The organism is Stenotrophomonas tumulicola, from assembly GCF_014117215.1.
GTDB classification, from domain to species: domain Bacteria; phylum Pseudomonadota; class Gammaproteobacteria; order Xanthomonadales; family Xanthomonadaceae; genus Stenotrophomonas; species Stenotrophomonas tumulicola.
In genome coordinates, this window is sequence record NZ_JACGXS010000006.1 from 138126 (window position 1) to 163183 (window position 25058).

The window sequence follows — 25058 nt, forward strand, 5'->3', positions numbered from 1 at the left end:
GCGGCGGCGGTGGGCCCATTGGCGGGTGCTACGGAAAATGCAACGGTGAAGTTACTGTAGGCGCGTAAGCTAAATAACTGACTTGGCGCCGATAAATTCGGCACCAAGTTATAAAGTCGAAAACTGCGAATTAGATGAAATGAGATTGGGCTATTTACCAAGCATTGATATGCGAAGTCTGCGCGATTCAGCCAATGCCTACACACCTCCCGACGTGGGGGCAGCCTACCTAGATCGATGATTGGTTGACCGCCGGCCCGGAGGATGTAATGACCCACCGATTTTCGCTCAGGTCATGCGGTTAATGTTGCAGCATAGGCCGCGTCGGGCGTCATCATCTTCAATGCTTGGTGTAGTCGCTCCAGTCCACGATGATCCTCAGGGCGTGCGTCTGGCTTTCGAAGCGATGGCGATGCACGCACTGCTCCTTAAGTGTGCGGATCACCCGCCTCACATAAGGGCTTGCTCCACTGCTGCTGATGCCGTACTCGCCCTGCCAGTGCGCGGCAGGTGCCAGCCCAGTAACTGATGCATACTGCAGTCGATCACCAGCGTCAGGCTCAGCCAGCCATCCTTGCCACCACATACGCGACACAGATCCGTCGCCCAGCGTTGATCAGGCAGCTCTGCCCGAGATACTTTGGCCTCAATCTGCGGGCGTTGCCCAAGCGTTCGCTTGCATACCTGCCAGCCCTTGAGCTGGAAAATCCGCTACACCGTGTTCTTGTTCATCCCAGCAGGGCCGCTACGGTCCTGTAGCCGAACGATGGCTCAGCTTCGATCATGGTTCTGATCGGCTCGGCCAACTCCGGCTTCACCCGCCCCGACGCCTTCGTCGGCTTGTAGTACACGCTACGACGAGCCACGCCAAATCACTGGCACAGCTTGGCCATCGACACCACGAAGCGCTCGTCCTTGAGTCCCTGCTGGACCGAGAGCATCAGCCCTGGTCCTTGCCAGCAGGGAGGCCAGTTCTTTCGTGCGCGGATCTCCAGCATCGCCTTGTCGTAGGTCTCCTGCAGATCCTTCAACTGGCGCTCGTACTGCTCGCGCACGTCCTCAGGCTTGGCCCGCAGGGCATTCTCCATGCCGCGCTTGCCGTCCTCCACCCAGCTCTCGATCTCTGCCGGCGTCAGGTCGAACTGCCGACTGGCGGCTGCCACCGTCGTCTTACCCTGGATGATCTCCAGGAGCAGGGCTGACTTGCACCGGGCCGTCCAGCGCTTGATCTCTTCTGCCATCACTTCGATCATCGGTTTCCCCTTCCGGGAAAGTAGTACCTGAGCAGGAAATCAGTGGGGCATTACAATCCGGCGTTAACTAATGAACTCACGACGCGGCGCCAAAGCCCCGAGGCTTTCACGTATGAACTACCTCATCGCAGCTACAGCCCCTCCTTTTCGCCCCCGGACCTGTGCAATGCCGTCATCACTGGAATTGCCCCTTCAATCGCTCTACCCCATTCCTCAAGTGCGACCAGCGCCTCGCAAAAATCAACTTTGTTTCCACAACTCGCAAGATTAAAAAATGCGCCACCACACATGGTTGCCCGAGGGACATCAGGCGCAATCTTCTTGCTCCTTTCCTGCAGGTCACACATAACGGCTTGATTGACGGGATCAGGCATTGCCCGCCGAAGGTCAGCAGCTATTTCAAAGATTACGGAGTAGACCTCGGAGCAAAACCTCTTTGCCTCTTCAGGCGTCGGAATCAAACCTTTATGGATCACATTATTTCTGAATTCAGTTATTTTCTTATTGGGGGCATAGGGCTTCCCCATTTCAATCAGATAGATCGCCATGAAAGCGCCAAACTGTCTTTCCGACATCTTGGCCATTTCTTTGAACATGGCCTCGAACTTTTCAGCATTAACCCCCAGCTTCCTCATGAAGACCCTCAAGGAGAATTCATAGGTTCGCTCCAATGCAGAAGCAAATGTTGAGCACGCCCCCTGGGTGAACCCAGCGAGCAATGCCTTCGCCCCTTCCTCCATGAGAACTTCAAACTTCTGTCCCTGAAGCATGATGGCGGACCTGTGCCCCCTCGAGCAGTCAATGTAGGCGATCCTTTCCTCATAGTAGGGAACCATGAACGGCTCGAAGCTTGGATGCCCCGTTTCCTTTTGGCACTCCATGCATGTTGCAAAAACCCGCATGTCACCTCCTATCGATTGAAGTGGAGCAAGACTACCCGCATCTCTTGCTTATGCGGTTGTGAATCCGCATGGGGCGTGACCCGTGTTGGCAGCATCAGAGCCTCGGCGACAGGCCGGGCTGACTATATCGGGCGGCCACAGGGGCTGGCCCACTGCGGGCTGCCTCGAGGCAAGCTCTCGCGTCGGCGCAGGGTCGGGTTTGGGTTCGACCGTCGCAAACTGCCGTGGAAACTGCACGAAAACCCCTTTGGGGCCAGCTCAAACGCCACCACGGCGTAGTTGCGGACCTGCCTGGTGCCATCCCGCGTCTGGAGAGCCTGCCTCTCCGCTGCCTTGGCTTCCTGCTTTTGCTCCTGGGCTACCTGTACGGCCAAGCTCTGGGTTTTATCCCTGCCGACGGCCCGCAGCAGACGGTCATCGGTGGGCTTCGTGAAAAACGCGTATGACCCAGCAGCGGCTGCAGAGGCCTGTGAAGCTCACGGCGGAGACCGCATGGGCTTCGTCTACTTTTCCGGCATAGCTGCAGGTCCGTTGGTCGCGGCCCCGCCATTGGCGTTGCCCCCGCCTCCACCCGCCTTGCCCTCAGGCGGCACGGCGGCAAACGTCCCTGGAGCGCCGCGCGTGGACCATGCCACTCCCGGCAGCACCTGCGCCGACAGTGCCTTCGCTTCCGCCACTCCCGCCCGCCGGAGTGACGCCGACAACTCCTCAACCCACGTTGCCACCGGCCATGCCTTGGCTTGAACTGCGTTCGATTCAATTCCGGTGGGCGGAATCGAACCGCCCTGCGCCTAGGCCTGTCCGCAAGCCAACAATGCCAATGCCGCAAAAGTTTTCCACAGCATGCCGTCCTCTTTTGAGAACGGCCGCCCACGAGCCTACTACCGCCCCTGCAGCTACGATTGGGTATCGTTTTGAGAGTGCGACTACAGAACTTTCTCCTTGCAGTTTAACTACTTAAAAAGATGCTCCGGCGCGATCCACCCACCTCCACCATTGATTGGTCTCTCGTAGACCACAGAAAGCCGGAATCCCTCGTCAAACAAGGGGTTCCGGCTTTTTTGTTCGGCCTGATCCGTTGCAACCCATGGGACAGGCAGCAGCGGTGATCACATCACGGCCATCATCCGGCTTCGTGTTCAACAAGACCTTGCGCGTGCATGGCCTTGCGAATGTCACGCCACGTGTACTCAAGGTATTCCAGCAGACCCGCCTGCCGGGCAAACAGCAGGTCCGGAAGCCCATTTCCCTCCAGCACCATGCTGCCTTCCGGGTGATGGCGAACCGTCGCGAAACCCAGCGTGCCCTCCCTTCCGTCCTTGTCGACATAGCGCACCTGCCTGCCATCGACATCGACCGCGAAGGTTCCCGACCGTCCATTCCAGTGCTGGCGCACCACCCGTGACGCCGGCGACGCATGGCCGCCAGCAACGATGCGGAATCCATTCAGCGGAAAACGGGTGCCCGGTGCTGCCTCGTCGGACGCAGGCATCCTGCTGAAACCATAATTTTCAAGGATGACGATGGCCTCGCCGGGGGTGCGCCCCTGCAAGCCATGACGCTGCATGAACTCAGTTTCGGCTCCCGGCAAGGCCAACAGGCCGCGGGAGCCGGTAGCGTCCATTCCATTGTAGAGAGCCCCCCGCCTACCCGCCCGATCCACATAAAGGATGGCATCGTCAGAAATGAGGAACGTCATCCTGTACATCTGTGATCGGGCGGCAGATCGCCTTCCGTCCCGCTCAACCGTGAGTGCCTGCATTTCCTGGGCCGGCAGCAGGCCGGCCGCCCTGTCCACCGGGAGGGAGGGGAGTGCTTCCAATCGAACGAAGCCGTGGTTTGAACCAGATATCCGTACATGCCGGTAATCTTCTGGCGGTCCTCCGTCCACCCCGCGCCCGATCACGCGCAGTGCCGACACGTCTTCGATACGAGGGATCAGGTTGCCAAGGTCTGCGCTGTTGCTCTCCAACACCCAGTTCCCGTCACGGACAGCAAGATTCGCACCCACCTGCTCAATCTCGCTGAATCCGAAGTTCACGCCTTCCCGTAGCGGAGCCGAACGCCGCACGAAGAATGAAATGAAGTGCCGATCGCCCCCAATGCATTGTCCAACGCGCATCACCGTGAACTGGTTGGAGGGAATCACACGGTCGTCCGCAACACCATGCGCGTGCCGGGTCCGGTCGGAGATGACCGAAAGGGTTGCCACGCTGAACAATCGATAGTCACCCAGTGGCGTACGCTCCCGGGATTCTGCACGAAGGAGTTGGCCCAACCCGCTATACATCCTCACCATCCCATCGTCTCCGTCGGAACACGGAGCATGGGGAATCGCCAGGAATGCGACGATATCTCCTTCGCTCGTCGTATTTCCCGCGAACACGTTCTGGAACATGCCGACGGCATCGCGATGTACACAAAACAGGACATCTGCCGCGGCAGCCGCCGGTTCATTCCCCAGCAGCGGCAGCCGGCTGATCTGATGACGGGTCCTGTCCAGGTTATCGAAGCGCAGGCAGGCCTTTCCTTCCACCGCGGTAGAGGCAACCCTTGGGTTGCCCTGGTCATCATCCTGCGCCTGGGGCAATGAACTACGGAACCCTCCAGCGTATATGCCGCCTTCACTTGCTCCCTGCCCTGCGTTCTGCCTGTCAGCACGTGGTTCTGGATCGCTCGCGCGCTCAGGCGGCTTCTTTCTTTTTTTGATCTTTCCCGCCCCCGAATAGCCTGGCCCTGCACCGTCCGGCGGGCTGAAAGTATCGCGCTGGTCTGCGTGCTTCACGCCTGCGCTCATCCCTGCGCCAACACCCATGGGACGCCGCCGGTCTACATGTTTGGCCGCTTTGCCGCCGTTGCCCGCCTGCCCCCCCATACCCAGCCTGCCCTTCCGGCGCCCGACCCGTCCCCGTCCACGGGCGTGGACACCCCAACCGACCGTGACAGGGCTATCGTCATAGTCATTGCCCTGGTAAAGAACAGCGCCAGCGCGAGGGAACGTGCCTGCGACGATATGCTGCTCGACAGGCACCCCGCGCTCATTTTCCGCAGGATCTGCGTTGATACCGGACACCTCTCCGACGCCGGACGCGTTGGAGAGCGTGCGCAGCCCCGCCACTGCCCCCACCACCGCTTGGCCCGTCAGCGTCTGCGGCCGGCCTGGCAGAGCATTGTGCAGGAGCGCGCATATCGCCAAGCCGACCACGATGTCACGACGCCCAACAGCAGACCGCACGCCCGCCAATACCTGCCCCGGCAGCGAGTGCACATGGGGCAGGCGCGCAGCAGTATTGGCAACACCCACGATACGCCCCGGGCAGATCGTCGCCAGGAAACATGCGGGCAGTTGTCGTTGAAGCACGGTCGAGAAGCCACACGTTGGCGGTGCGTCGCTTGAAAGGTTGCGCATCGGTTCTTTCCCATGTTCCCGGCAAACGAAAATATGCAGCCACCCTTCCAACGGACGCTGCCCAATGTTCGACAACCCGTCCACCGCCTGCTTGCAGATTGCGGGCATTCACCCGCACCCGCGCTATTGCGTACGCGACCATCCACGCCGCAAGGCCCGGCACCGGCGCCGCATTGCCTGGATGCAGGTAACGTGCAGCACGTGAATCAGGCTGAAGCCGATTCGATTGCCGTACGCAGCGGCGATGGACAGGCATATCGACTGGACTTCACTGCGGAATGCGCAGGCGTCCCGGACGGCAGGGAGATTGGCTTGGAGACACCTGAAGGCTGGGCGTGCGGGCGACCGGGTGAGCACATGCTGGTGGATGACCGGGCCTGCGCTATCAGTGCAGTGGCCCCGATTGATGACCGCACCTTTGCCAGGATCGCGCGCAAGAGCAGCCGGCAATACCCGAAGACGCTGCCTGAGCGCCAGCCCCCAGGGCCTGACGGTCGAAACAAACCCGCGCCGGAATGGAGGAAACCGCTTTTACCGGATTGAAGTGGGTGGTGGTTGCGTCGGTTTTGGTGACGTCAGCAATGTCGAGTACACGTCGGGCCTGCAGAACGGGCGAGTCTGCGGCAATCCGGGCGACCGGGTCACTGGTGTCGTGTTTACTTTCAACCCGGACACCATGACCAACGTGCGTTCGGCAAGATCGAGTTGTCCAGTGATGCGGTCTACCCCAGCAACTGATGCCGCACCGACGGCCCCCTCCAGCCTTGTGCCGCCTACAAGATGCCTGCGAAACATGGAATTGCCGCAGCAGGACGCAGCAAGCATACGTTGACCTAAACCGATGCCTACGGCATCGGTAGTCAGACCAACTTGCTGCGCAGCGCTCCGGCCTGCCACCGTTTTTCGGTCCTGGGGCTCAGAAACGATACTGCCCCCATATCCCCACATAGTCCGTTGTCGCGCCACCTGCTGCCAGCAGCGCGGAGCCCGCTTCTATGTGGGATGTAAACAGATGAAAGTTCAGATTGCGGTTGACCTGATAATCCAACTGCAGGTCCACGCTGGTGGCCACATGGCGATCGCGGGTAGTGGGCGTCGCCAAAGGACGCCCACTGCCGCCGTAATAGATCGCATCCTGCGTGCTTTCCCGCCAGAGGAAATCCAGGCCGGCGCTGAAACGCACCTTGGGGGTGAACTGGAAGGCAATGCTCGGCGCGAAGTTGACCAGATTCATGAACACGAACAGGCCCGCGTCAGTATGCAGCGCAGTCCGTGGAAACGGCGCTTCGAAAGTCCCCAAGCGGCCTCGGCCCGGCTCATCATCGCCACTGAATGCATTGAAACGCGCACCGAGGCGGGGCGTGAAGCGGGTATTGCTGAAGGTGAAGCCACCGTTGCTGATCACGCCCCAGGCACGGATATCCTCGCCGGCATAGCGTCCGCGCTGCAGTACGCCTTCCAGATCGTAATCCCAGTGGCCCGGCTTGCCGAACATACGTGCGCCATAACTCTGCCGGCGCTGTGCGCCAATCAGGCCAGGAAACTCCACCCGGTCATGGCCCATGTTATAGAAATACACGTCCACTCCGCTGCCCTTACCGGTTGGGTGTGCGAAATAGGCCCCACTGAAATCGCGGCTGTTGTCGTCGTCGTTGTCGAAACTTCCGCGTCCCACCGCCATGGGACGCACGGCAAACACGTCCAGTCGATTGCCACCCACCGTCGTCATCCATGCACGGAGCCCGTTATAGGTATAGCGGACGTTAGTGCCGTCGCGTGTCCCCATCATGATGCCGTTTCCCAATGGCATCTGGAAACGTCCTGGCCGGAACGTAAAGCGATTTCCACCTGCGTTGAAGCTCAGGTCCAGGAAAGCCTGGGAGACGTCCACCGAGTCGAAGTTGTTCGGGGTAGGAAACTCAGCGCCGAACTCCCAGTTGTCGCCTAGCTCCACGAAGGCACGAAGGTTGGGCCCCCAGTGCAGATCGCCATACAGCCGCAACCGCTGTTCGACTGAATCATTCCTGTCATCCGGTCGAACACCCAGCGTCACGTGTTCCCAGTACTGGGCGTAATACCGTGCTTCACCCCCAATGCTGAGAAAGTGCGATGGATCATTGCCGAGCGGGATGTAACTCAACCGCTCCCACCCTGCCCCGGTGCGGTTCTTTGGATCCTGCAGGTAGCTGTAATCGTTAAGCCAGGCGATGAGTTGCACCGGCTGCCCCGGCGGCGGCGCTTTCATGATGTTGACCCCGACCGGGACGGTGTCAGCCAACGCAGGGGCGGCAGCGCAGAAAAGCATGGTGGCCAATCCCGTGGTCAATGCCACCCGACGTGACTGTATGCGGATACTGTAGTTCTGACGAATATCGGACATGGAAAACCCCTTCGGGCCTGCATGGCAGGTCCGTTCGTTCGACGATGGATTGCCGCTCGTGGGGGGCGCGGTCTGTTGGGAGAACGACTGCTGGACTTCAGCTGTTGTGGATTTCAGGCTTCACGGCATACTTTTCTCAATGGCCGATGGCGGACAAACCTGATGTCCGCCATCGGCTGGCTCGGGAAGGACTTGGATGCAATCCAAGTGATGAATGCCTCGGGGGACTCAGGCAGTCTGGCGGGCGCGGGCCAGATCCAGCGCGACATCGACGATCATGTCTTCCTGCCCACCGACCATCCCGCGATTGCCCAGTTCCACCAGAATGTCGAATGCACTGAGGCCATACCTGCCAGCTGCCGTTTCCGCATGCCGGAGAAAGCTGGAATACACCCCTGCATACCCCAGCGCCAAGGTCTCCCGGTCAACACGTACCGGGCGCTCCTGCATCGGGCGCACGACGTCTTCGGCAGCATCGATCAGCCCGCGCACGTCGCAACCGTGTTGAAGCCCCAGTCGGTCCACCGCAGCAATGAACACTTCCAACGGGGCATTGCCCGCTCCGGCACCCATCCCGGTCAAGCTTGCATCCACACGGTCACAGCCATGCTCCAGCGCGACCATGGAATTGGCCACGCCGAGTGAAAGGTTATGATGCGCGTGCATGCCGGTCTGGGTCTTGGCATCCAGCGTGTCCTTCAAGGCCTTGAAGCGGTCGGCGATGTCGTACATGTTCATTGCGCCGCCCGAGTCCACCACGTACACGCAGGTCGCCCCATATGCCTCCATTTTCCTGGCTTCGCCCGCGAGCACCTGTGGGGTGGTCATGTGGCTCATCATCAGGAAGCCCACCGTGTCCATGCCCAGTCGCCGGGCATGCTCGATATGCTGGCGGGAAATGTCGGCCTCGGTGCAATGGGTCGCCACGCGCACAACGCTGGCACCAGCCGTATGGGCAGCTTCAAGATCGTGCACGGTGCCAATGCCCGGCAACAACAAGGTAGCAATCTTGGCTCGCTTGACAACCTGGGCCACCCGCTCGATCCATTCGATATCAGTGTGGGCGCCGAACCCGTAGTTGAAGCTGGAGCCCTGGAGCCCATCGCCATGGGCCACCTCGATGCTGTCCACACCGGCTGCATCGAGTGCTGCTGCGATGCGGCCGACATCGTCCAGGCTGTACTGGTGACGGATGGCGTGCATGCCATCGCGCAGGGTCACGTCGGAAACGTAAATCTTCCGGGTCTTGTCGAACATGCTGATATTCCTCATGCGGCGACGGCCTGATCGGCCGCGATGCGCTCAGCGGTTGCCAGTGCGGCGCTGGTCATGATGTCCAGGTTGCCCGCATAGGGCGGCAGGTAGTGCCCGGCTCCCTCGACTTCGAGGAAGATCGATACCTTGACCCGCTCCACGATCTGGCCAGCAGGTTCCTGTGGCATGCGGGTAGTGATGGCATCAAACTGCACTGCTTGTTTCAAGCGATACCCGGGTACGTAGAGCGCCACCTGCTGCGCCATCCGGGCAACGGAATCCTCAATGGCTGCCCTGTCCGCATTGCCATCGACCAGGCAATATACGGTGTCACGCATGACCATCGGTGGATCAGCCGGGTTCAGCACGATGATTGCCTTTCCACGCTTGGCACCACCAACGCGCACGATGGCATTGGACGTGGTCTCGGTGAACTCGTCGATATTGGCACGGGTACCCGGTCCGGCCGACCTGCTGGAGATGGAGGCAACGATCTCCGCATACGCCACCGGCGCGACCCGCGCCACCGCGTGCACCATCGGTATGGTCGCCTGTCCGCCGCAGGTCACCATGTTGAGGTTGGGATCCCCAAGGTGCTGGTCCAGGTTTACTGCGGGAACCACGAACGGCCCGATCGCCGCAGGCGTCAGGTCGATCACCCGAACACCGTGGGGGCGGAGCAGGCGTTCGTGCTTTGCGTGAGCACCCGCACTCGTGGCATCAAAGACCAAACGCACCGAGGCAAAATCCGGATGCGCAATCAGCCCTTCAATGCCGTCGGACACCGTCGCCACACCGAGGCGCTCCGCGCGCTTCAGACCATCCGATCCAGGATCGATGCCGACGAACGCCACCATGTGCAGGTGCTTGGCATGACGCAGGATCTTGATCATCAGGTCGGTACCGATGTTGCCGGAGCCGATGATGGCCACTCCTGCCTTTTCCGTTGTCTCGTTCATGGACCTTCTCCTGAAGTAAAGACCGCGCGCACCGGAGGGAAGCCGTCGATGGTCGCGGTATAGGTCTGTGCCCCCTGCACGGCGACCATCGGCCCAAGGGCGCCGGTCATGAGGACATCGCCGGCACGCAACGGGGTCCCGATGCGGACCATCGTGTCTGCCAGCCAGCGCGCAGCATTGAGTGGGTTGCCAAGGCAGGCTGCGCCCACTCCCTCGGACACGATCGCCCCGGCACAGGTCATGTGCATGCGCGCGCCAGCCAGGTCGAGGCGGGACAGCGGCACCGGGGTAGTGCCCAGGACGAACAGGCCGGACGAGGCATTGTCCGCGACGGTGTCGACGAACCGGATGTTCCAGCCTTCGATCCGGCTGGCCACCACCTCGATCGCGGCCACTGCATGGTCGATAGCGGCGATCAGGTCGGCCACGGTGTGTCGCTCATGGGTGAGATCGCGACCCAGCACCAGCGCAATCTCTGCTTCCACCTTCGGCTGCAGCAGGGCGCTGGCGTCGATCAGTTGACCATCGATGACCGCCATGTCGTCCAGCAGCGTGCCGAAGTCCGGGCGATCCACGCCCAGCTGCTTCTGCACCACCGGAGAGGTCAACCCGATCTTGCGTCCGACCACGCGCCGCCCCGCATCCAGCTGACGCTGGATGTTGTGTTGCTGTATCGCATAGGCCCGCGCCGCCTGGACATCGTCGGCATCACCGGCCAACAGGTCACGGAGTGGTGCGCAGGCATGTCGCGTGCGCTGGGCCTCCCACAGGCGTTCGGCGATGGCCAGATCATCTGTACGCATTTCAATCCACCCGGCCGGTCTTGAAGAACCGCGTCGCCACGCTGTTGAACTCATCGATGGCCTCATACTGCGGCCAGTGCGCAGCATCGCCCTTCATCACGTACAGGATGCTGCCAGGCACCTTGGCCTGCGCTGCCTCCACGGTCGGCATGTCGTGGATGGGGTTGTCGCGCGTCCACAGGAACAGCGTGCCTGCGGGCAGCTTTTCCAACGGGATGAGATGGTCATCATGGAACTCGATGATCCGGTTCAGGCGCGGCAGCACCGCCCTGCTTTCCGGACGAAGGTAGATTCCCAGGCGCAGGTCCACCAGTTCGTCGTCGACCAGGTGCCGGTTGTTCTCATGCATCAGCCAATGCATGCGCGCTTGCACCGAGTCGTACGATGGCGTGTTGTCGATGTTGCGCTTGTTGAGGTCAATGAACGTCCGCAGGTCCTGTCGGCCCTTGTCAGTCATGATCGGCAACCCACCTGCGGTGTTCAACATCAGCCGCCCCACGCGTTCGGGGTGTTGGGTGGCAAAGATCGCCGACACCCAGCCGCCCAACGACTCGCCGGACAGGTGAGCCCTCTCGATGCCCATCGCATCCATGAGCTCGCCGAGCTGGTCGGCCAACAGATAGGGCGTGTAGTCCACTTCCGGCTTGCTGGACAGACCGTGGCCCACGTAATCGAAAGCGATCACGTGGAAGTCCTTCGACAACGCCATCAGGTTCTTGGCGTAGGCCTCCAGATGGCCGTTGAGGCCGTGCTGGAAGATGATGGTCTCCGGATTGCCTTTTCCCGCTTCGGCCACGCGGATGCTGCCGAAGTTCCTGGTCTGGACGTAACGAATCTCCGTCCCCAGCATGTCTAGCCACAGGCTCATGAATTTCTCCAATTGTGAAAACAGACAGACACACCCGTGCCTCCCGCAGCGGATGCGGGAAGCTGGACCTGTCGAGGAAAGCAGGCCGCCTGGGCAGCCGCAGGAATCAGCCGGCGGTCGGCTTGAGATGGAGCGCGATCTGCGCCTGGGCAAGCTTGCGCCATTGTGCAACGGTGAATCGCGTGTATTCCGGATCGTTGCGCAGGAAGCGTCGCATCACCATTCCGCGGAACACGCTCTGGGTGATGTACAGCAGGGTACGGGCGTGCTCGTCCGGCAGCCCCCAGCGGATCAATGCATCCAGCCAGGCCGATTCCACCGGAATGCGGCGATGGCGGGAGATGATGCGGATCTGGCGGCGCAGCGTGGGTTCGTGATCGCCCTGGCTGAGCATGGTGACCGATATCCTGAAGTTGGGCCCGAGGTAGAACGCCTCCGAATCGCGCATCAATGCTTCGAACACGTCCTCGCCCGGCTTCAACGAGTCGATCAACCTCATGCTGCGCGCGAACGAGTCGTCGTAGAGGCTGCGCACTGCGCCCAGCACCAGGCTTTCCTTGGTCGGGAAGTGGTGCGTCTGCGCACCGCGCGACACCTTGGCCGACACCGCCACTTCGTTCACGCGGAAACCGGCATAGCCCTTGTGCTTGAGCTCGTTGACCGCCGCCTCCAGGATACGCGCCCGCGTCTCCTCGCTGCGCTCTGCCTGGGTTCGACGCGCCTTGGGCTTTGTTGTGACCATGGGGACCATGAAGTCTGCTGGGAATCGCGTGCAAGGTACCCTGCGCGTGCGCATCCGGGCAACCGCGCTCCATTGCACGTGGGCCGGGCCGGGCCGGGCCGGCAAGCGCGATCACGCGCATGTCCGCCCCCAGTCCGGGGCAGGAAAGCGGGATTCGCCTTCCAGTGCTTCGGGGTCGCCGCCCGCCATATAATCCCACAGGCGTTCAAATACGTTGCCGGTACTGACCTGGCGCAGCGCAATCTCTCCAGTGCCCAACCGCCCGGCATCAACATCAGCGAGCGTCGCCACCGAAGCGACGCGCTCCTCCATCCGCGCGGCATCCTCCAGGCACCAGGCAAAGCCGGCGGCCATCTCGATGCTGCCGCCCACGGTGACCACGCCGTTGGCCCGCATCACCAGCGAGGGCGCATCCCCCATGAAATCGGCCAGTTCGCCGGCCAATCCATCATCGCGCAGCAATCGCGGATCTTCCCAGAACCGGCAGGCGGCATTGAAAGCACCCACGCCGTGGCGTGGCACCGGCAGGCGGCGCAAGGTAGACAGTGCAACGGTCACCGGCGGCATCACCCGGCAGATGCCACCTACCGCGGGGCGACGCTTGTAGATCTGCTGGTGGATCCGGACCTCACCCAATACCCCGTCGGGCAAGGGGCGATCGACGTGCACGACGGTGCCGTCCTCCCCTACCCCGATCCTGCCCATCGACCGGGACGCACACACCAGGAAATGCTGGTCGTCGATGCGAGCGCTGCAGTGCCCCCATGCCTGTACCAGGCCGTGCCGGGCCAAGGCACGCGCCGCAACGCGCACTCGGCGCTGCAGTGACGGAGAGACAGATATGCTCATGCGTTGCCCTCCCCGGCATCAACAAAGACCCGGCCGTCCTCGATCCTCACCGGCCAGGTCCGCAACGCCTTCTCACAGGGCATCGCGCAGGCCTCACCGGTGCGTACATCGAAGCGTCCGAAGTGCCAGCTGCATTCGACCTGGTGGCCTTCCAGCATGCCGTCTTCGGACAGCGAGGCCTCGCCATGGCTGCAGATGTCGTCAGTGACGAAGTACTCGCCGTCCACGTTGTAGATAGCCACCGCATGCCCATCGGGCAGCGTGCCGCGGCGGATCCCGCCCTGCTCGATGTCATCGGTCGCGCACAGTGCGACCAGCTCGCTTGTTTCGCTCATGTCATGCTCCTCACAGCATCGTGCTGCCGCCATTGACGCTGATCACCTGTCCGGTGACGAACGCCGCTTCGGGCAGTGCCAGGTAGCCGACCATGGAGGCGACCTCGCTGATCTCTCCTGCTCGTCCCACCGGCACCACGTCGATGAAACGCTCGGCGGTCTCCGGATCGCGCTCACGGAACCTGGCCAGCGCATCGGTGTTGACCACGCAGGGAGCCACGGTATTGACGGTGATGCCGTTGCGCGCGAACTCGCGCGCCAGACCTGTCGTCATGGCATGCACGCCGCCCTTTGCCGCGTTGTAGGCCGCGTGGTCGGCCAGGCCATTACGCACGGAATCCGCGCCGATATTGATGATTCGCCCATAGCCGGCCGCGACCATGCCGGGAAGGAAGGTTCGACAGCACCACAGTGCTGTCCACAGATTGCGGTCGATCGTAGTCTTGAGCGTCTCCGGCGTGTGCGACAGGAATGGCAGGATCACGCCTCCCCCGGCACAGTTGACCAGGACATCGGCCGCACCGAAGCGCTCGATGGCGAACCCGTGCAGCGCCTGTGCAGCCGCCTCGGTGGACAGGTCCGCTGCCTGGCTGGCTACGCGTTCGGCTGGCAGGTCTGACATCGCAACATCCAGCCGCTGCGGGTCGACGTCGGCGAGCACCACGTTGGCACCCAGTTCCAGCAGCCGCACGACAATGCCCAGGCCTATTCCGTGAGCTGCGCCGGTGACCACTGCCACCTGGCCTTGCAGCGGCGGATCGCCGATGGCGGGTACCGCACTCACGCCATCACCTTTGGTGTGATCTTCCCGGTAGCTCTGGTTGCCGCACCTTCAATCGTACCGCTGCGACCGAACAGCGCATCGGGAACGGCACCCCACGTATCCAGCGACTGCGGTGTTGGTTCGAGCCAGCGCGGCTCACGGGCACCGTCCTCTGGAAACTCTTCCATGCCGAAGCTGTATTCCAGGGTCATTCCATCAGGATCCAGGAAGTACAGGAAGACGCTGTTGGAAGGGGGGTGTCGGCCCGGACCGAAGACGATCTTCACATCATGCTGCTTGAGCCGATAGAGCGCCCTGCCCACATCATCGATATCGGTGACCATGAAATTGACATGGTGGAACTCACTCTTGCTGCCCGGCCCTACCGCAAAGGTGTGGTGGAACGGATTGGGATGGCAGCGCATGAAGGCGATGCGACCTTCGATGTGGTCGGAGATCCTGAAGCCGAAGTCGCGTACCAGCGATTCCTGGCTCCCCGGAAAATCGCAGCTGGAAATCACCACGTGGCCGATCCGCGCGATGTCTGCGACCGTGGGGACATACTCCCGCGCCATGAACGTCGGACCACTGAACAGTTCGAACAGGACGCCGCTATGGCGTTCCCGCACCCGGAATCCGGCAGCCTGGTGCAACGCCTTCAGCTCGGTGCCGGTGACACGCTCCGGCGCCATGTCCAGTGCCTGGAAGTGTGCAAAAGCAGCGTCGACGTCCCGTTCGCTTTCCAGTTCGAAGGCCACCCGCTTGAGGCCACGCTCGGGCGCGCTGTACAGCACGATACTGTGATGGTCGCGGCTGCATCGCAGGTAGGCTGCCTGCTCGTCCTGTTCGGCTACCTCCAGCCCCACCACATCGCGGTAGAACGCGACCGAGCGCTGCAGCTCGGTCACATTGAGGGCGGCATAGGCCAGTTTCTTGTATCTGAAAGGAACTTTCATGGAATATCCCTGCACAAGCGGTGGAAATCAGTTACAGCAGGATGCTGACGCGCCCGTGCGGGCGAAGCGATTCGAGGTCCAGGAAAATACGCTTTTCGACGATGCGCAATCCTCCGTCGATGCGTCGCAGGCGGTAATGGCTGCTGCCGATGTACACATCGGTGTTGCCATGCTTCATCCGCCACGTAGCGAATGCCGCCGCCGCCTTGATCTCTCCATCACCCTCCGCAAGAACCCTGACGTTGCTTACCAGGTGGCGGGTACGCGAACGCGGCCATTCGGCGTGCGCGGTCTTCTTCATCAGGCGAACCACTCGCTCGCGCAGGCGCACCGGATCATCTGCGATATAGAACAGGCTGGTATCCGAACTGGCATCACGTGACAGGTCGGTCGAGGGTACGTAGTACGTGCCGTCTTCGGTGAACAACGCCAACCATTCCTTGAGCTTCCAGGTGTCGAGCAGCTCTGCTTCGTGGTACAGCAGGTCCTCGATTTCCGCCCGCAGCATGGGGTTGCGGACCGGCAGCAGTGGCGCCGGTGTGTTTTCAGTCGCAAGGGGTGCCACAACGCTCATTGCAATCTCCTCAAGCTGCTTCGGCTGCAGACGAAACTGGACCGGTATCGGCCTGCCCTATGCGCTGCGGTTCGGGCGCACCGTTGATCTGCCGGTCCCACTGGGTCCAGAACGCACGCATCTGCAGCTCGTCGTCATAACTCGGCATTGCCTTGCCCATTCCCTTGGAGATGTCGCTGTAAGGCACCTGCCTGTAGTTGCGGAAGCCGTTCTGGCAGGACTCCAGCGCCTCCACGTCATCAGGCGTGGCAAAGCCGCCTGGGCCGAGGAACTCGAGGAAGTTGCTCAGCCGATACTTGCGCGCCCAATCGGACTCTTCAGCCGGCGCCAGCGCCCAGCCATTGATCACCATGTAGTCGGGCGCCTCCGGATAGAAAGTCCGTACGGTGATGGCCATGATGTCGTTGATGACCAGGTTCGGGTAGATCAGGATGTTGCGGCTCTTGTGTGCAATGCGCTCGGCCATCTCCTGCCCGTGGTGCTCCACCAGCTGGTTGAACAGCTCGTCGATCTCCTGCTTTCCCTCCTCCCCCCATAGCGGAATCCACGAGGCGATCGGGCGGCCCCATGGCGCACGGTATTCCAATGCTGCATGCCCGTTTCCGAGATCATGTCCATGGCCTTCGAACGCCGTGCTGGTCAGGCTGCCGTTGGTATTTTTCAGGTAATCCAGGTAACTGGCATGGGTGCTGACGGCGTGATAGCCATCCACACTGTTCTCGACCAGCAGCTTCCAGTTCGCGCGGATGGCGTACTGCTGCCCGCCTTGGGATATCTGCATCCCGGCTGCGGACTGGACCGCCACCACATCAAGATATTCCTTGGCACCAGCCAGGTAGTCGGGTAGTGACTGAATGCCCGGGTCATAGCTTACGAAGCAGAAGCCCGCATAGATCTCGAAGCGCGGGACAGGAACCAGGTTGGCGTTACCTGCTTCGTTGAAGTGCTCACCATAGCTTTCCTTGCCCGGCTGGCTCTTCAGGCTTCCATCGCAACCGAACACCCAGCCGTGGTAGAAGCACTGGAAGTTCTTCTGGTTGCCGGAAGGTTCGCGGCACACCGTGGCGCCACGATGCGGGCAGGTGTTGAAGAACGCGTTGATATCACCCTTCGTATCCCGGGTTACCAACAGGTTGCGACGTGCGACCGTACGGGTAACGAAATCACCCGGCTTTGCCAGCTCGGACTCATGGCATACATACAGCCAGCATTTGTCGAAGATGCGCGCGTACTCCTCCGCCATCACGTCTTCGCGTACGAACGCGCCGCGTGAAACACGGAATCGCTGCTCCTCTTCCTCGATCAACACCAGGCTCAAATCATCTTTCATTTCAGATCTCCTCAGTAGTCGCGCCGGCCAAGGCCAGGCAGTCGCGCAATGGGTGGGACAGGTCGGCCAACAGCCGCGGCTCCAGCACCGCCGATTGCCGGATCCAGCGTCGTGCCATGGCCATGTCCTTCGGTGAATTGACCGCCGAGCAGCCGGTCAGGCGGTCGGCGGTGTCAAGCCAGAAAATGCTGAACCGGTCGCCATGCTCATCCCCACGCAACACCGGTGTGCCCTGCATGGCATTGCCCAGTACCTGCAGGTTCGTCATACCCTGGTCGGACCAGAACCATGTCGGTGACTGATAAGGGGAAGCGTCGCCCATCAGGCTGCGGGCGACCGCAGCGGCGTGGTCCTGTGCATTGGCCCAGGTTTCCACCCTTGCGAAACCACCGGCTCCCGGCTGTGACGCCACGTCGCCGGTGGCATAGATATCCCGCAACGCCGTGCGTCCGCAGGCATCCACGCGCACACCCAGTTCGTCGGTGATATCCAGATGTGCGACCAGTTCCGTGTTGGGAACCACACCGATGCCGACCAGGACGCGGTCTGCCTGGATACGGCTTCCATCTGACAGCGTCAGCATGCCGGAGGCGTCCCACGAGGTGATCTGCGTGCCATAGCGGATATCAACGCCGCGGCCGCGATGGGTCCGGTCGAGGTAGCGTGCGATGCGTTCATCGACACTGCGCATCATCAGGCGCTGCCCTGCTTCGATCACGACCACCGGATTTCCGCGCGCATTGACCGCCGCCGCAACTTCAAGTCCGATCACGCCCCCACCGACTACAGCAATGGAGTGACCCTGCTCGATATCCTCACGCAACTGGAGCGCATCTTCGACGGTACGCAGGTAGCGTACCCGGCGTGCATCTGCGTCCGGAAGGCTGCGCGGACGGACACCGGTTGCCAGCAACAGGCGATCATAGTCGTGATGGGTTCCATCCTCCATCACCAGACGTCGGCGCTCAGCATCCACATGCGTGGCCTTCGTGCCCAGGGCAAGCTGGATGGAGAATGTCTCGTACACATCCTCCTCGCGCATGGCGCGAAGCGTGACTTCGCCAGGCTTGAGCATTTCCTTCGACAGCTGGGGACGCTCGTAAGGCGCATGGACCTCATCGCCAACCAGTACCAGTCCACCCTGGAAGCCAGCCCGACGAAGCTCGATTGCCGCGGACGCACCGGCCTGCCCGGCACCCGCAATTACGATCCTTTCGACGTTCTGCTGCATGTTCCCTCCGCCTTGCATTAGGGCCACTGTCCCGTCTGTTCATCCGGGACCACACTTGCAATATACAGACCGTACAGTCTGTTTGTTTGAATGCAAGGATATTCGCTGCATCTCCTGCTGGCTGTCAACACCGCTCCGGGCTATTCAGCCCCATCCTGTGATGCGCTGGACTAGCGCGCATGGCTGGCCTGGCACGGAGTGCCCGCGCCAGGCCACGTGCAGGTCCGGCCGCACCAGCACCAACGGCGCGCCGTAGATCTCCTCCAGCGCCGGCTCATCAAGGACCAGCCGCACCACCGGCACTCCCGCGGACGCGAATTCCGCCGCAAGGTCGTCCGTGTCCAATCCCCCGCGCAGGTCCAGCAAGGAGAATCCAGCGCCGAGCAGGTCAAACAATGCACGCCCATCGGACAACCACATATGCGGCAGCCGAGCACCCGGCCTGGCCGTTGGCACATACCGATGCAGGTCCCACACCGGTAGTGGGCTGTCCTCCACTTCGATCACCGGGGACTGCGCGTAGTGGTAGCCGAGCTCCGCACCGGTCATTTCGTGGACACGACGCTGCAGGCGGTCTGCGTGCGGTTGCAACTGTGCCCGTGCGGCTACACCGGCATCCCCGCGGACAAGGGCCTCGCTAGTAACCTGCTGCTGCCATAGCGCTGGCCCTTGGGCTGCCCAACCAGACGCGTCGCGATTGAACAGGCCCACCGGGCGACGCTCGATCTCGTAGGACGCCAACAGGCCCTCTCCCGCCCAGCCCTGCACGGCCGCAGCGAGCTTCCATGACAGGTTCAGCACATCGCCAACTGCGGTATTCATTCCCAGCCCACCGGTGGGGATGACCAGGTGGACGGCGTCGCCGGCAAGGAACACGCGCCGGTCAGCGTACCGCGCAGCCACCAGCAGGTGCAGCGTCCAGTCATTGACCCGCAGCACCTCCAGATCGAAATCCACCGGGATGTAGCGGCGGATTACCGGCTCGAAGTCGGTATCGGCCGGCAGGTCGGTATGCAGCGTGAAATCGACCCGGTTTCCCTGCGTCACCACGATAGCCCCATCGGCCAGGTAATAATGCCGTCCCTTTCCGATGGGAATGCGGTCATACAGCGTCTGCGAACGGAACTGGACCTGGCGCATCTGCTTGATGCCACCTTCGCCCTCCAGCGGGATGCCCAAGGTCTTGCGAACAAAGCTGGCCCCACCATCGCAACCCACCAGGTAGCGTGCAGTGACACATATCTCCATGCCTGCGGCGTTACAGACCGTTGCACTCACCGCGCTCTCATCCTGTTCGAAACCCATCAGGGCATGCCCGAAGCACACGGTCACCCCCGGCGTGCGCTCGGCTGCTGACTTCAGCACGGGCTCCAACGCATACTGCGAAACCAGCTGATAGGGTTCCAGCGGCGCGGTCCCATCACGCGTCCGCGCGATCCAGCTGCGCTGCTCGGCAACGGTCTGATAACGCAGGTGCGCGATTGGGGTTGCAAGGTCAACTGCCGCGAATACGTCCATCGAGGCATCGGCCGGGTAGCCTTCTGCACGGATAGCCTGGGCCAGTCCCAAGCGTCGATAGAACTCCATGGTCCTGGCATTGGTCCGTTCCATCTTTGGCCATGGCCCGGGCTCTGCATTGCGCTCCAGCAGCAGCACCCGTACGCCGCGCTGGCCCATGTCAATGGCAAGCGTCAGGCCTGCCGGACCCGCGCCGACCACGATGACATCGTAATGATCATGCATGGATATCATCTGCTCAGGCCGCCTGTACCAGGGACGGCGTCTGTAACCGATGGCCGATCATGAACTGCGCACGCGCCAGCTCCGGATCGACAGCCACGCGGCGAAGGCGCTCCAGGTCCGCCTGCAGCCGGGTAGGATCGTCGGAATGGAATACCAACCGCTTGGTCTCCACCGAAGAGGGCGAAGCAGTTTCTTCGAACACCCGCTTTCGCTCGGCGGCGTAGCGGTCCAACACAGCCTCTTTGGCCCGACCCTGTATCACGGCGGCTAACGCTTCGGACAGCACCTGCGAATCGAGCATTCCTGAAACCAGGCCAAAGCCATTGGTCGGGTTGGTGACATGGGCGGCATCACCCGCCAAAAGCACGCGTCCCACGCGCAGTCGGTCAGCGACCCGCTGGTGCATGTTGTAAGCCGAGTACTGCAGCAGCGTATACGGCTCTTTGGCGGGGAAAACCTTCGCGTAGTAGGCGTGGATGCGCTCCCCCACCCCATCCAGCGGCAGGTTTGCGTCCTCACTGAAGGTGACGCGCCAGATGCCTGATCGGGTGATTTTGGCGATCACTGCCCCGAACTCGGGGTCCACAAGGTAGTTGCAGGGATCCCATCCGTGCTTCTCGAAGTCATAAAGCACATTGGTCGCCACGAAGCGTTGCGGCCAGGTCATGCCGCTGAACCCAACGCCGATGGCCTTTCGAACGCAGCTGCGCCCGCCATCGGCTCCAATCACCCAATCGGCCCGGAACACAATCGGATGACCCCGTTGATCGGCATGGACCGTGACTCCCTGCGCGTCCTGTTCCAACGTCGTCATCGTGGTGTTCCACTGGATGCTTACATTGGGGTAGGACTGCAGGTGACGCAGGACGATCGTTTCCAACTGGTCCTGCCCCAGCACGATCGCATAGGGATGCGGCGTATGGCCCTGCATCGCGTCCAGACTCAGCTTGATGACTTCTCCACTGTGGAAGACGCGATAGCACATTTCATGCAGCTTGAAGCCCTCCTCAAGCATGTCGTCCAGCAAACCGAGCCGCTGCATGCCTTCATGCACCGTCCAATGGTAGGTCATGGCCCGCGGTTCAGGCACGATGCCCGAGCACGCCTCAATGATAGTGACCTCAACCCCCCTGCGTGCCAAGCCGAGTGCGTTGATCATGCCCACCGGGCCTGCGCCCACGATAAGTACCTTGCTGTGGTTCATTTGATATGCCCTTGAAATGTCATGGAACACCAGCGGGACGTTGGCGCGTGGGGCGCCCGCTGGGTAGTCAGGACGACTGCGTGCGCAGGGCGGAATCGATGTCAGCGCCCTCGCCGGTCTCGGCGCCCCCTGCATGGCCGGCCTCGTGCAGGCCGGTACCGGCTGTTTCGCGCAGCATCAGGATCGAGACGGTTGCCACCGCAGCAATGATGGCCATCATGGTTCCGATGCCGATGCTGCCGTATGCCGCCAACAATGGCGCGGCAAGGATGGGTGGAATCGCACCGCCCACCACGCTACCGAGGTTGAACGCCACACCGGTACCGGTAGAACGGTAGGAAGTGCGGAACACTTCCGGAATCAACGCCGTGGTCGGTCCGCATGCCAGGCCAACCAGCAGCAGGGTCACCGATACAGCCACCCCCACCAACAGCACGTTGCCGGTATTGACGATGGGAAACAGCATGAAGGCCCAGATGATGGCAGCGCCGTTGGCGAAGCCCATGACGACACGACGCCCCAGCTTGTCGGCGAGGATCGCACCGATGACCGTACCGATGATGTCGAAGCCAACGCCCACCAGATTGATGGTCAGCATCGTATTGCGACTGAAACCGAGCGTCGTGGTGCAGTAGTTCGTCAGGTAGACCGCGCCGAGATAGAAGAACGACAGCCACATCATCACCGAACCGGAGGCCAGCAGCGTTTCCCGCCATTGCCTGCGAAATAGCTCCACAAGCGGCACCTTGGCGGCTTCGATCTTGTCAGCACGCTGCATGGCTTCACGGAAGATCGGCGTTTCGGCGATACCCAACCGGATGAACAGGCCAACCGCAACCAGCACCACGCTGAGCAGGAAGGGTACGCGCCAGCCCCAGGCCATGAAGGTTTCGGTACTCATGGAGTAGCCGGTAATCAGGAAGGTGATCGTTGACAGAAGCAGGCCCGCGGAAGTGCCCAGCGTCGGCGACAGTGCATACAGCGCACGCTTCTCCTTGGGCGCGTACTCACCTACGAACAGGGCTGCGCTCGACCACTCTCCTCCTACGGCAAGCCCTTGGGCGAAGCGAAGCACTACCAACAGGATCGGCGCCCAGATGCCGATCGCCTCGCCTGTCGGCAACAATCCGATGGCAACGGTTGCCACCCCCATGAGGATGAGGGTGGCAACCAGCGTGGTCTTGCGCCCCACCTTGTCCCCGATGTAGCCGAACAGGATGCCACCTAGCGGACGCGCCAGGAACGCGACACCGAACGTGGCAAAGGATGCTGCCACGCCAGCCGAGGCCCCCAGCTCTGGAAAGAACAGCTTCGGGAACACCAATGCGGCGGCGGTTCCGTAGATGAAGAAATCGTAGTACTCAACCGTGGTTCCAAGGAAGCCGGCGGCGAGAACGCGCCTGAGGCTCTGCGGTGGATCTTTTGCAAGCGTTGCGGATTGCGGCATGGTAAATCCTCTCGTCATGCATGGCGATGGCTGTAGATGACTGTGGCGGAAACGTTGAACTGGGCGGTCTGAACTCTGCTATAAATTAAAAACAAACCGACCATCCCGTCTGTTTCTTTCGGAACACATCCTTCGGTTGCAGGCATGGGACTGTCAACACTCTTTGGAGAGAAATCGATGTCGCATCGCATCAAAACGAGCAACCACGGGCTCTCGCCCAACGACCGGTCGATCGTCCGACGTCGCCCATGGTGCAACGCCGCACAGTTGCTGCGCACCAGCAGAACATGCAGGAACGCTGCGACATCAGCCATCGCAGACCAGCGCGTCGCCACCTATCCCAGGCAGAACTCGCCCTCACTGGAAAGGACAGCGCCATGAGCCACTGGATTACCCTGGTCACCCGGCAAGGCCGCATCAATGCATGGGAAGCGGCACCGGACGACAAGCCCAATGGCGGCGTCGTACTGCTGCACGACATCTTCGGCATCAATAACGATGTGGTCCGCATCGCCAGCCGGTACTCGGATGCAGGGTACCTGACGATCATCCCGTCCCTGTTCGACAGCCTGCAACGTAATGTCGAGATGGATTACACCGCCGAGAACGAACAGCGCGGTAGGACCTTGGCTGCGCAACTCCCTCCAGCGCTGGCACTGGACCTGATCGCCAGCGCGGCGGACGCCATTGCGCATGCCGGACGCTTGGCGATCGTGGGGCATGGATGGGGAGGTTCGTTGGCATTACGCGCCTGGCGGCAATTGAACCTGCCATGTGTCAGCTATTACGGACAGGGTGGACTGCCACCGCAAGCGAGCGGACACGAGGGCGTGCCGGCAATCCTGCACCAGGTCACGAACGATCCTCATTTTACTGGTCATTCCGCTGCACTACAGGAATCCAGCCAGAATCCTGCGGTATACCGCTACGCCACGGGCACCAATTTCGATCGTCCCGCTGGCCACCCTCATCATCATGCCCAGAGCGCCGATATTGCTTCCCGGCGGACCCTTGAGTTCCTACGCACACAAATCCATCAGCGTCATGATTGAACATTCGCTTCCGACCCAGCTCCCTCCAGGCCCTGCATGTCCCCCGTCATCACCGCGGTTCTTCCTCTTTTCACATTGATTGGCCTGGGCGCGATGGTCCGTCGCTCCGATTGGATAGGACCAGCGGCGGTCACCGAGCTCAACCGGTTCGTGGTGCTGCTGGCACTGCCGGCACTGCTGTTTTCCATCATGGCCAAGGCGCATTGGTCCACTCTGGCCCAACCTGGGCTGGCAACGGTATTTGCCGTGGGAATGTTGGGCGTATACCTGCCGGTGATGGCATGGCTGTACTGGCGTGGTGCCAGCCTGACCGATGCCAGCATCGACGCACTCGGCGCCTCCTATGCCAATACCGGATTCATGGGCATTCCGCTGATCCAGCTGACACTGGGCGCGACGGCACTGCCCGGCGTCGGCCTGTCGGTGGTCATGACCGCCTGCCTGCTATTTGCACTTGCACTGACCACGATCGAACTGGGGCGCCAGCGTGGCGGCGGCCTGCTCGCCACGGCATGCAGGACCGCATGGACATTGCTGAAGAATCCGCTGATATGGGCGCCGCTCGCCGGTACAATAATCTCGCTGGGCGGCGTGCCATTGCCCGCCTCCATACTCACCACGGTGGATCTGCTGGGCGCGGCGGCCAGCCCCTGCGCGCTGGTCGTGCTGGGCATGTTCCTGGCTTCGCCGGCACAGCATGAAACTTTACCCGTGGCCAGTTGGGCGTCTCTTTCTGCAATGAAACTGCTGGTCCAGCCCGCCGTGACCTGGCTGATGGCAACAGCGTTGCAACTGCCTGGCGCGCAGATGCACCTGGCCATGTTGATGTCGCTGTTACCAACCGGCACCGGTCCGTTCATGCTCGCCGAGCGTTATGGCCGCCGCGCCGCGATGTCGTCCCGTGTGATCCTGGCAACAACCCTGGCCTCACTGGCCACCCTGTCCGTGTATCTCACGGTTTTCATGGGAGACTGACCGCTGAAGTCCCAGCGGCGACACCCCTA

Annotated in this window: 23 protein-coding genes; 3 read left to right on the forward strand and 20 right to left on the reverse strand. The window is 61.7% G+C overall.

Annotation, left to right across the window (positions count from 1 at the left end):
* Positions 1-872: 872 nt before the first annotated feature.
* From H4O11_RS13020 to H4O11_RS13030, 3 genes are all read right to left on the reverse strand, one after another.
* A complete protein-coding gene (locus H4O11_RS13020) occupies positions 873-1253 on the reverse strand; it encodes a transposase (RefSeq protein ID WP_246333472.1) in 381 nt (126 codons plus the stop codon).
* A 131-nt stretch (positions 1254-1384) separates the two neighbouring features.
* Positions 1385-2155, reverse strand: a complete 771-nt coding sequence (locus H4O11_RS13025; RefSeq protein WP_182339849.1) for a hypothetical protein — start codon at positions 2153-2155, stop codon at positions 1385-1387.
* Between the two features lie 1123 nt (positions 2156-3278).
* Positions 3279-5672 carry a hypothetical protein gene (locus tag H4O11_RS13030; RefSeq protein ID WP_182339850.1) on the reverse strand — a complete coding sequence of 798 codons (2394 nt, stop codon included), beginning with the start codon at positions 5670-5672 and terminating at the stop codon, positions 3279-3281.
* Between the two features lie 84 nt (positions 5673-5756).
* Between H4O11_RS13030 and H4O11_RS13035 the strand changes: the two genes are divergently transcribed.
* Positions 5757-6107, forward strand: a complete 351-nt coding sequence (locus H4O11_RS13035) for a DUF6491 family protein (protein ID WP_182339851.1) — start codon at positions 5757-5759, stop codon at positions 6105-6107.
* 373 nt (positions 6108-6480) lie between these two features.
* On the opposite strand, the gene H4O11_RS13040 is transcribed toward H4O11_RS13035, so the two are convergent.
* From H4O11_RS13040 to H4O11_RS13120, 17 genes are all read right to left on the reverse strand, one after another.
* Entirely contained in the window at positions 6481-7944 is a 1464-nt protein-coding gene (locus tag H4O11_RS13040; RefSeq protein ID WP_182339852.1) for an alginate export family protein, read from the reverse strand.
* A 228-nt stretch (positions 7945-8172) separates the two neighbouring features.
* On the reverse strand, positions 8173-9201 hold the full coding sequence (dmpG, locus tag H4O11_RS13045) for a 4-hydroxy-2-oxovalerate aldolase (protein ID WP_182339853.1): 1029 nt from the start codon (positions 9199-9201) through the stop codon (positions 8173-8175).
* A gap of 11 nt (positions 9202-9212) precedes the next feature.
* On the reverse strand, positions 9213-10157 hold the full coding sequence (locus tag H4O11_RS13050; RefSeq protein WP_182339854.1) for an acetaldehyde dehydrogenase (acetylating): 945 nt from the start codon (positions 10155-10157) through the stop codon (positions 9213-9215).
* Complete coding sequence (locus H4O11_RS13055; protein ID WP_182339855.1) at positions 10154-10960, reverse strand: 2-keto-4-pentenoate hydratase; 807 nt, start codon at positions 10958-10960, stop codon at positions 10154-10156. Before H4O11_RS13055 ends, H4O11_RS13050 begins: the two co-directional genes overlap by 4 nt.
* Before the next feature lies 1 nt (position 10961).
* Positions 10962-11828: an alpha/beta fold hydrolase gene (locus H4O11_RS13060; RefSeq protein WP_182339856.1), complete on the reverse strand. Its 867-nt coding sequence runs from the start codon at positions 11826-11828 to the stop codon at positions 10962-10964.
* A gap of 106 nt (positions 11829-11934) precedes the next feature.
* Complete coding sequence (locus tag H4O11_RS13065; protein ID WP_182339857.1) at positions 11935-12570, reverse strand: TetR/AcrR family transcriptional regulator; 636 nt, start codon at positions 12568-12570, stop codon at positions 11935-11937.
* A gap of 111 nt (positions 12571-12681) precedes the next feature.
* Positions 12682-13419 (reverse strand): class II aldolase/adducin family protein, encoded by a 738-nt coding sequence (locus H4O11_RS13070; protein WP_182339858.1) that lies wholly within the window; start codon positions 13417-13419, stop codon positions 12682-12684.
* Positions 13416-13754, reverse strand: coding sequence for a non-heme iron oxygenase ferredoxin subunit (locus H4O11_RS13075; RefSeq protein ID WP_220466732.1), 339 nt, complete (start codon positions 13752-13754; stop codon positions 13416-13418). The genes H4O11_RS13070 and H4O11_RS13075 overlap by 4 nt, the downstream gene beginning before the upstream one ends.
* Positions 13755-13764: 10 nt before the next feature.
* Positions 13765-14538: an SDR family oxidoreductase gene (locus H4O11_RS13080; RefSeq protein WP_220466733.1), complete on the reverse strand. Its 774-nt coding sequence runs from the start codon at positions 14536-14538 to the stop codon at positions 13765-13767.
* A complete protein-coding gene (locus tag H4O11_RS13085; protein WP_182339860.1) occupies positions 14535-15473 on the reverse strand; it encodes a VOC family protein in 939 nt (312 codons plus the stop codon). The genes H4O11_RS13080 and H4O11_RS13085 overlap by 4 nt, the downstream gene beginning before the upstream one ends.
* A gap of 31 nt (positions 15474-15504) precedes the next feature.
* Entirely contained in the window at positions 15505-16047 is a 543-nt protein-coding gene (locus H4O11_RS13090) for an aromatic-ring-hydroxylating dioxygenase subunit beta (protein ID WP_182339861.1), read from the reverse strand.
* Between the two features lie 10 nt (positions 16048-16057).
* On the reverse strand, positions 16058-17377 hold the full coding sequence (locus H4O11_RS13095) for an aromatic ring-hydroxylating oxygenase subunit alpha (protein WP_182339862.1): 1320 nt from the start codon (positions 17375-17377) through the stop codon (positions 16058-16060).
* Between the two features lies 1 nt (position 17378).
* Complete coding sequence (locus H4O11_RS13100; protein WP_182339863.1) at positions 17379-18608, reverse strand: NAD(P)/FAD-dependent oxidoreductase; 1230 nt, start codon at positions 18606-18608, stop codon at positions 17379-17381.
* Positions 18609-18752: 144 nt separating this feature from the next.
* The gene (locus H4O11_RS13105) at positions 18753-20351 is read right to left on the reverse strand and encodes an FAD-dependent monooxygenase (protein WP_182339864.1); all 1599 of its coding nucleotides are present in this window, start codon (positions 20349-20351) and stop codon (positions 18753-18755) included.
* Between the two features lie 13 nt (positions 20352-20364).
* A complete protein-coding gene (locus H4O11_RS13110) occupies positions 20365-21555 on the reverse strand; it encodes an FAD-dependent oxidoreductase (protein WP_182339865.1) in 1191 nt (396 codons plus the stop codon).
* Between the two features lie 67 nt (positions 21556-21622).
* The gene (locus H4O11_RS13115; RefSeq protein WP_220466734.1) at positions 21623-23002 is read right to left on the reverse strand and encodes an MFS transporter; all 1380 of its coding nucleotides are present in this window, start codon (positions 23000-23002) and stop codon (positions 21623-21625) included.
* A 14-nt stretch (positions 23003-23016) separates the two neighbouring features.
* Positions 23017-23316, reverse strand: a complete 300-nt coding sequence (locus H4O11_RS13120; RefSeq protein WP_182339867.1) for a hypothetical protein — start codon at positions 23314-23316, stop codon at positions 23017-23019.
* Between the two features lie 63 nt (positions 23317-23379).
* Here H4O11_RS13120 and H4O11_RS13125 point away from each other — a divergent pair, with 63 nt between their 5' ends.
* Both H4O11_RS13125 and H4O11_RS13130 read left to right on the forward strand, forming a co-directional pair.
* Positions 23380-24054 (forward strand): dienelactone hydrolase family protein, encoded by a 675-nt coding sequence (locus tag H4O11_RS13125; protein WP_182339868.1) that lies wholly within the window; start codon positions 23380-23382, stop codon positions 24052-24054.
* A 36-nt stretch (positions 24055-24090) separates the two neighbouring features.
* Positions 24091-25029: an AEC family transporter gene (locus tag H4O11_RS13130; RefSeq protein ID WP_182339869.1), complete on the forward strand. Its 939-nt coding sequence runs from the start codon at positions 24091-24093 to the stop codon at positions 25027-25029.
* Positions 25030-25058 lie beyond the last annotated feature (29 nt).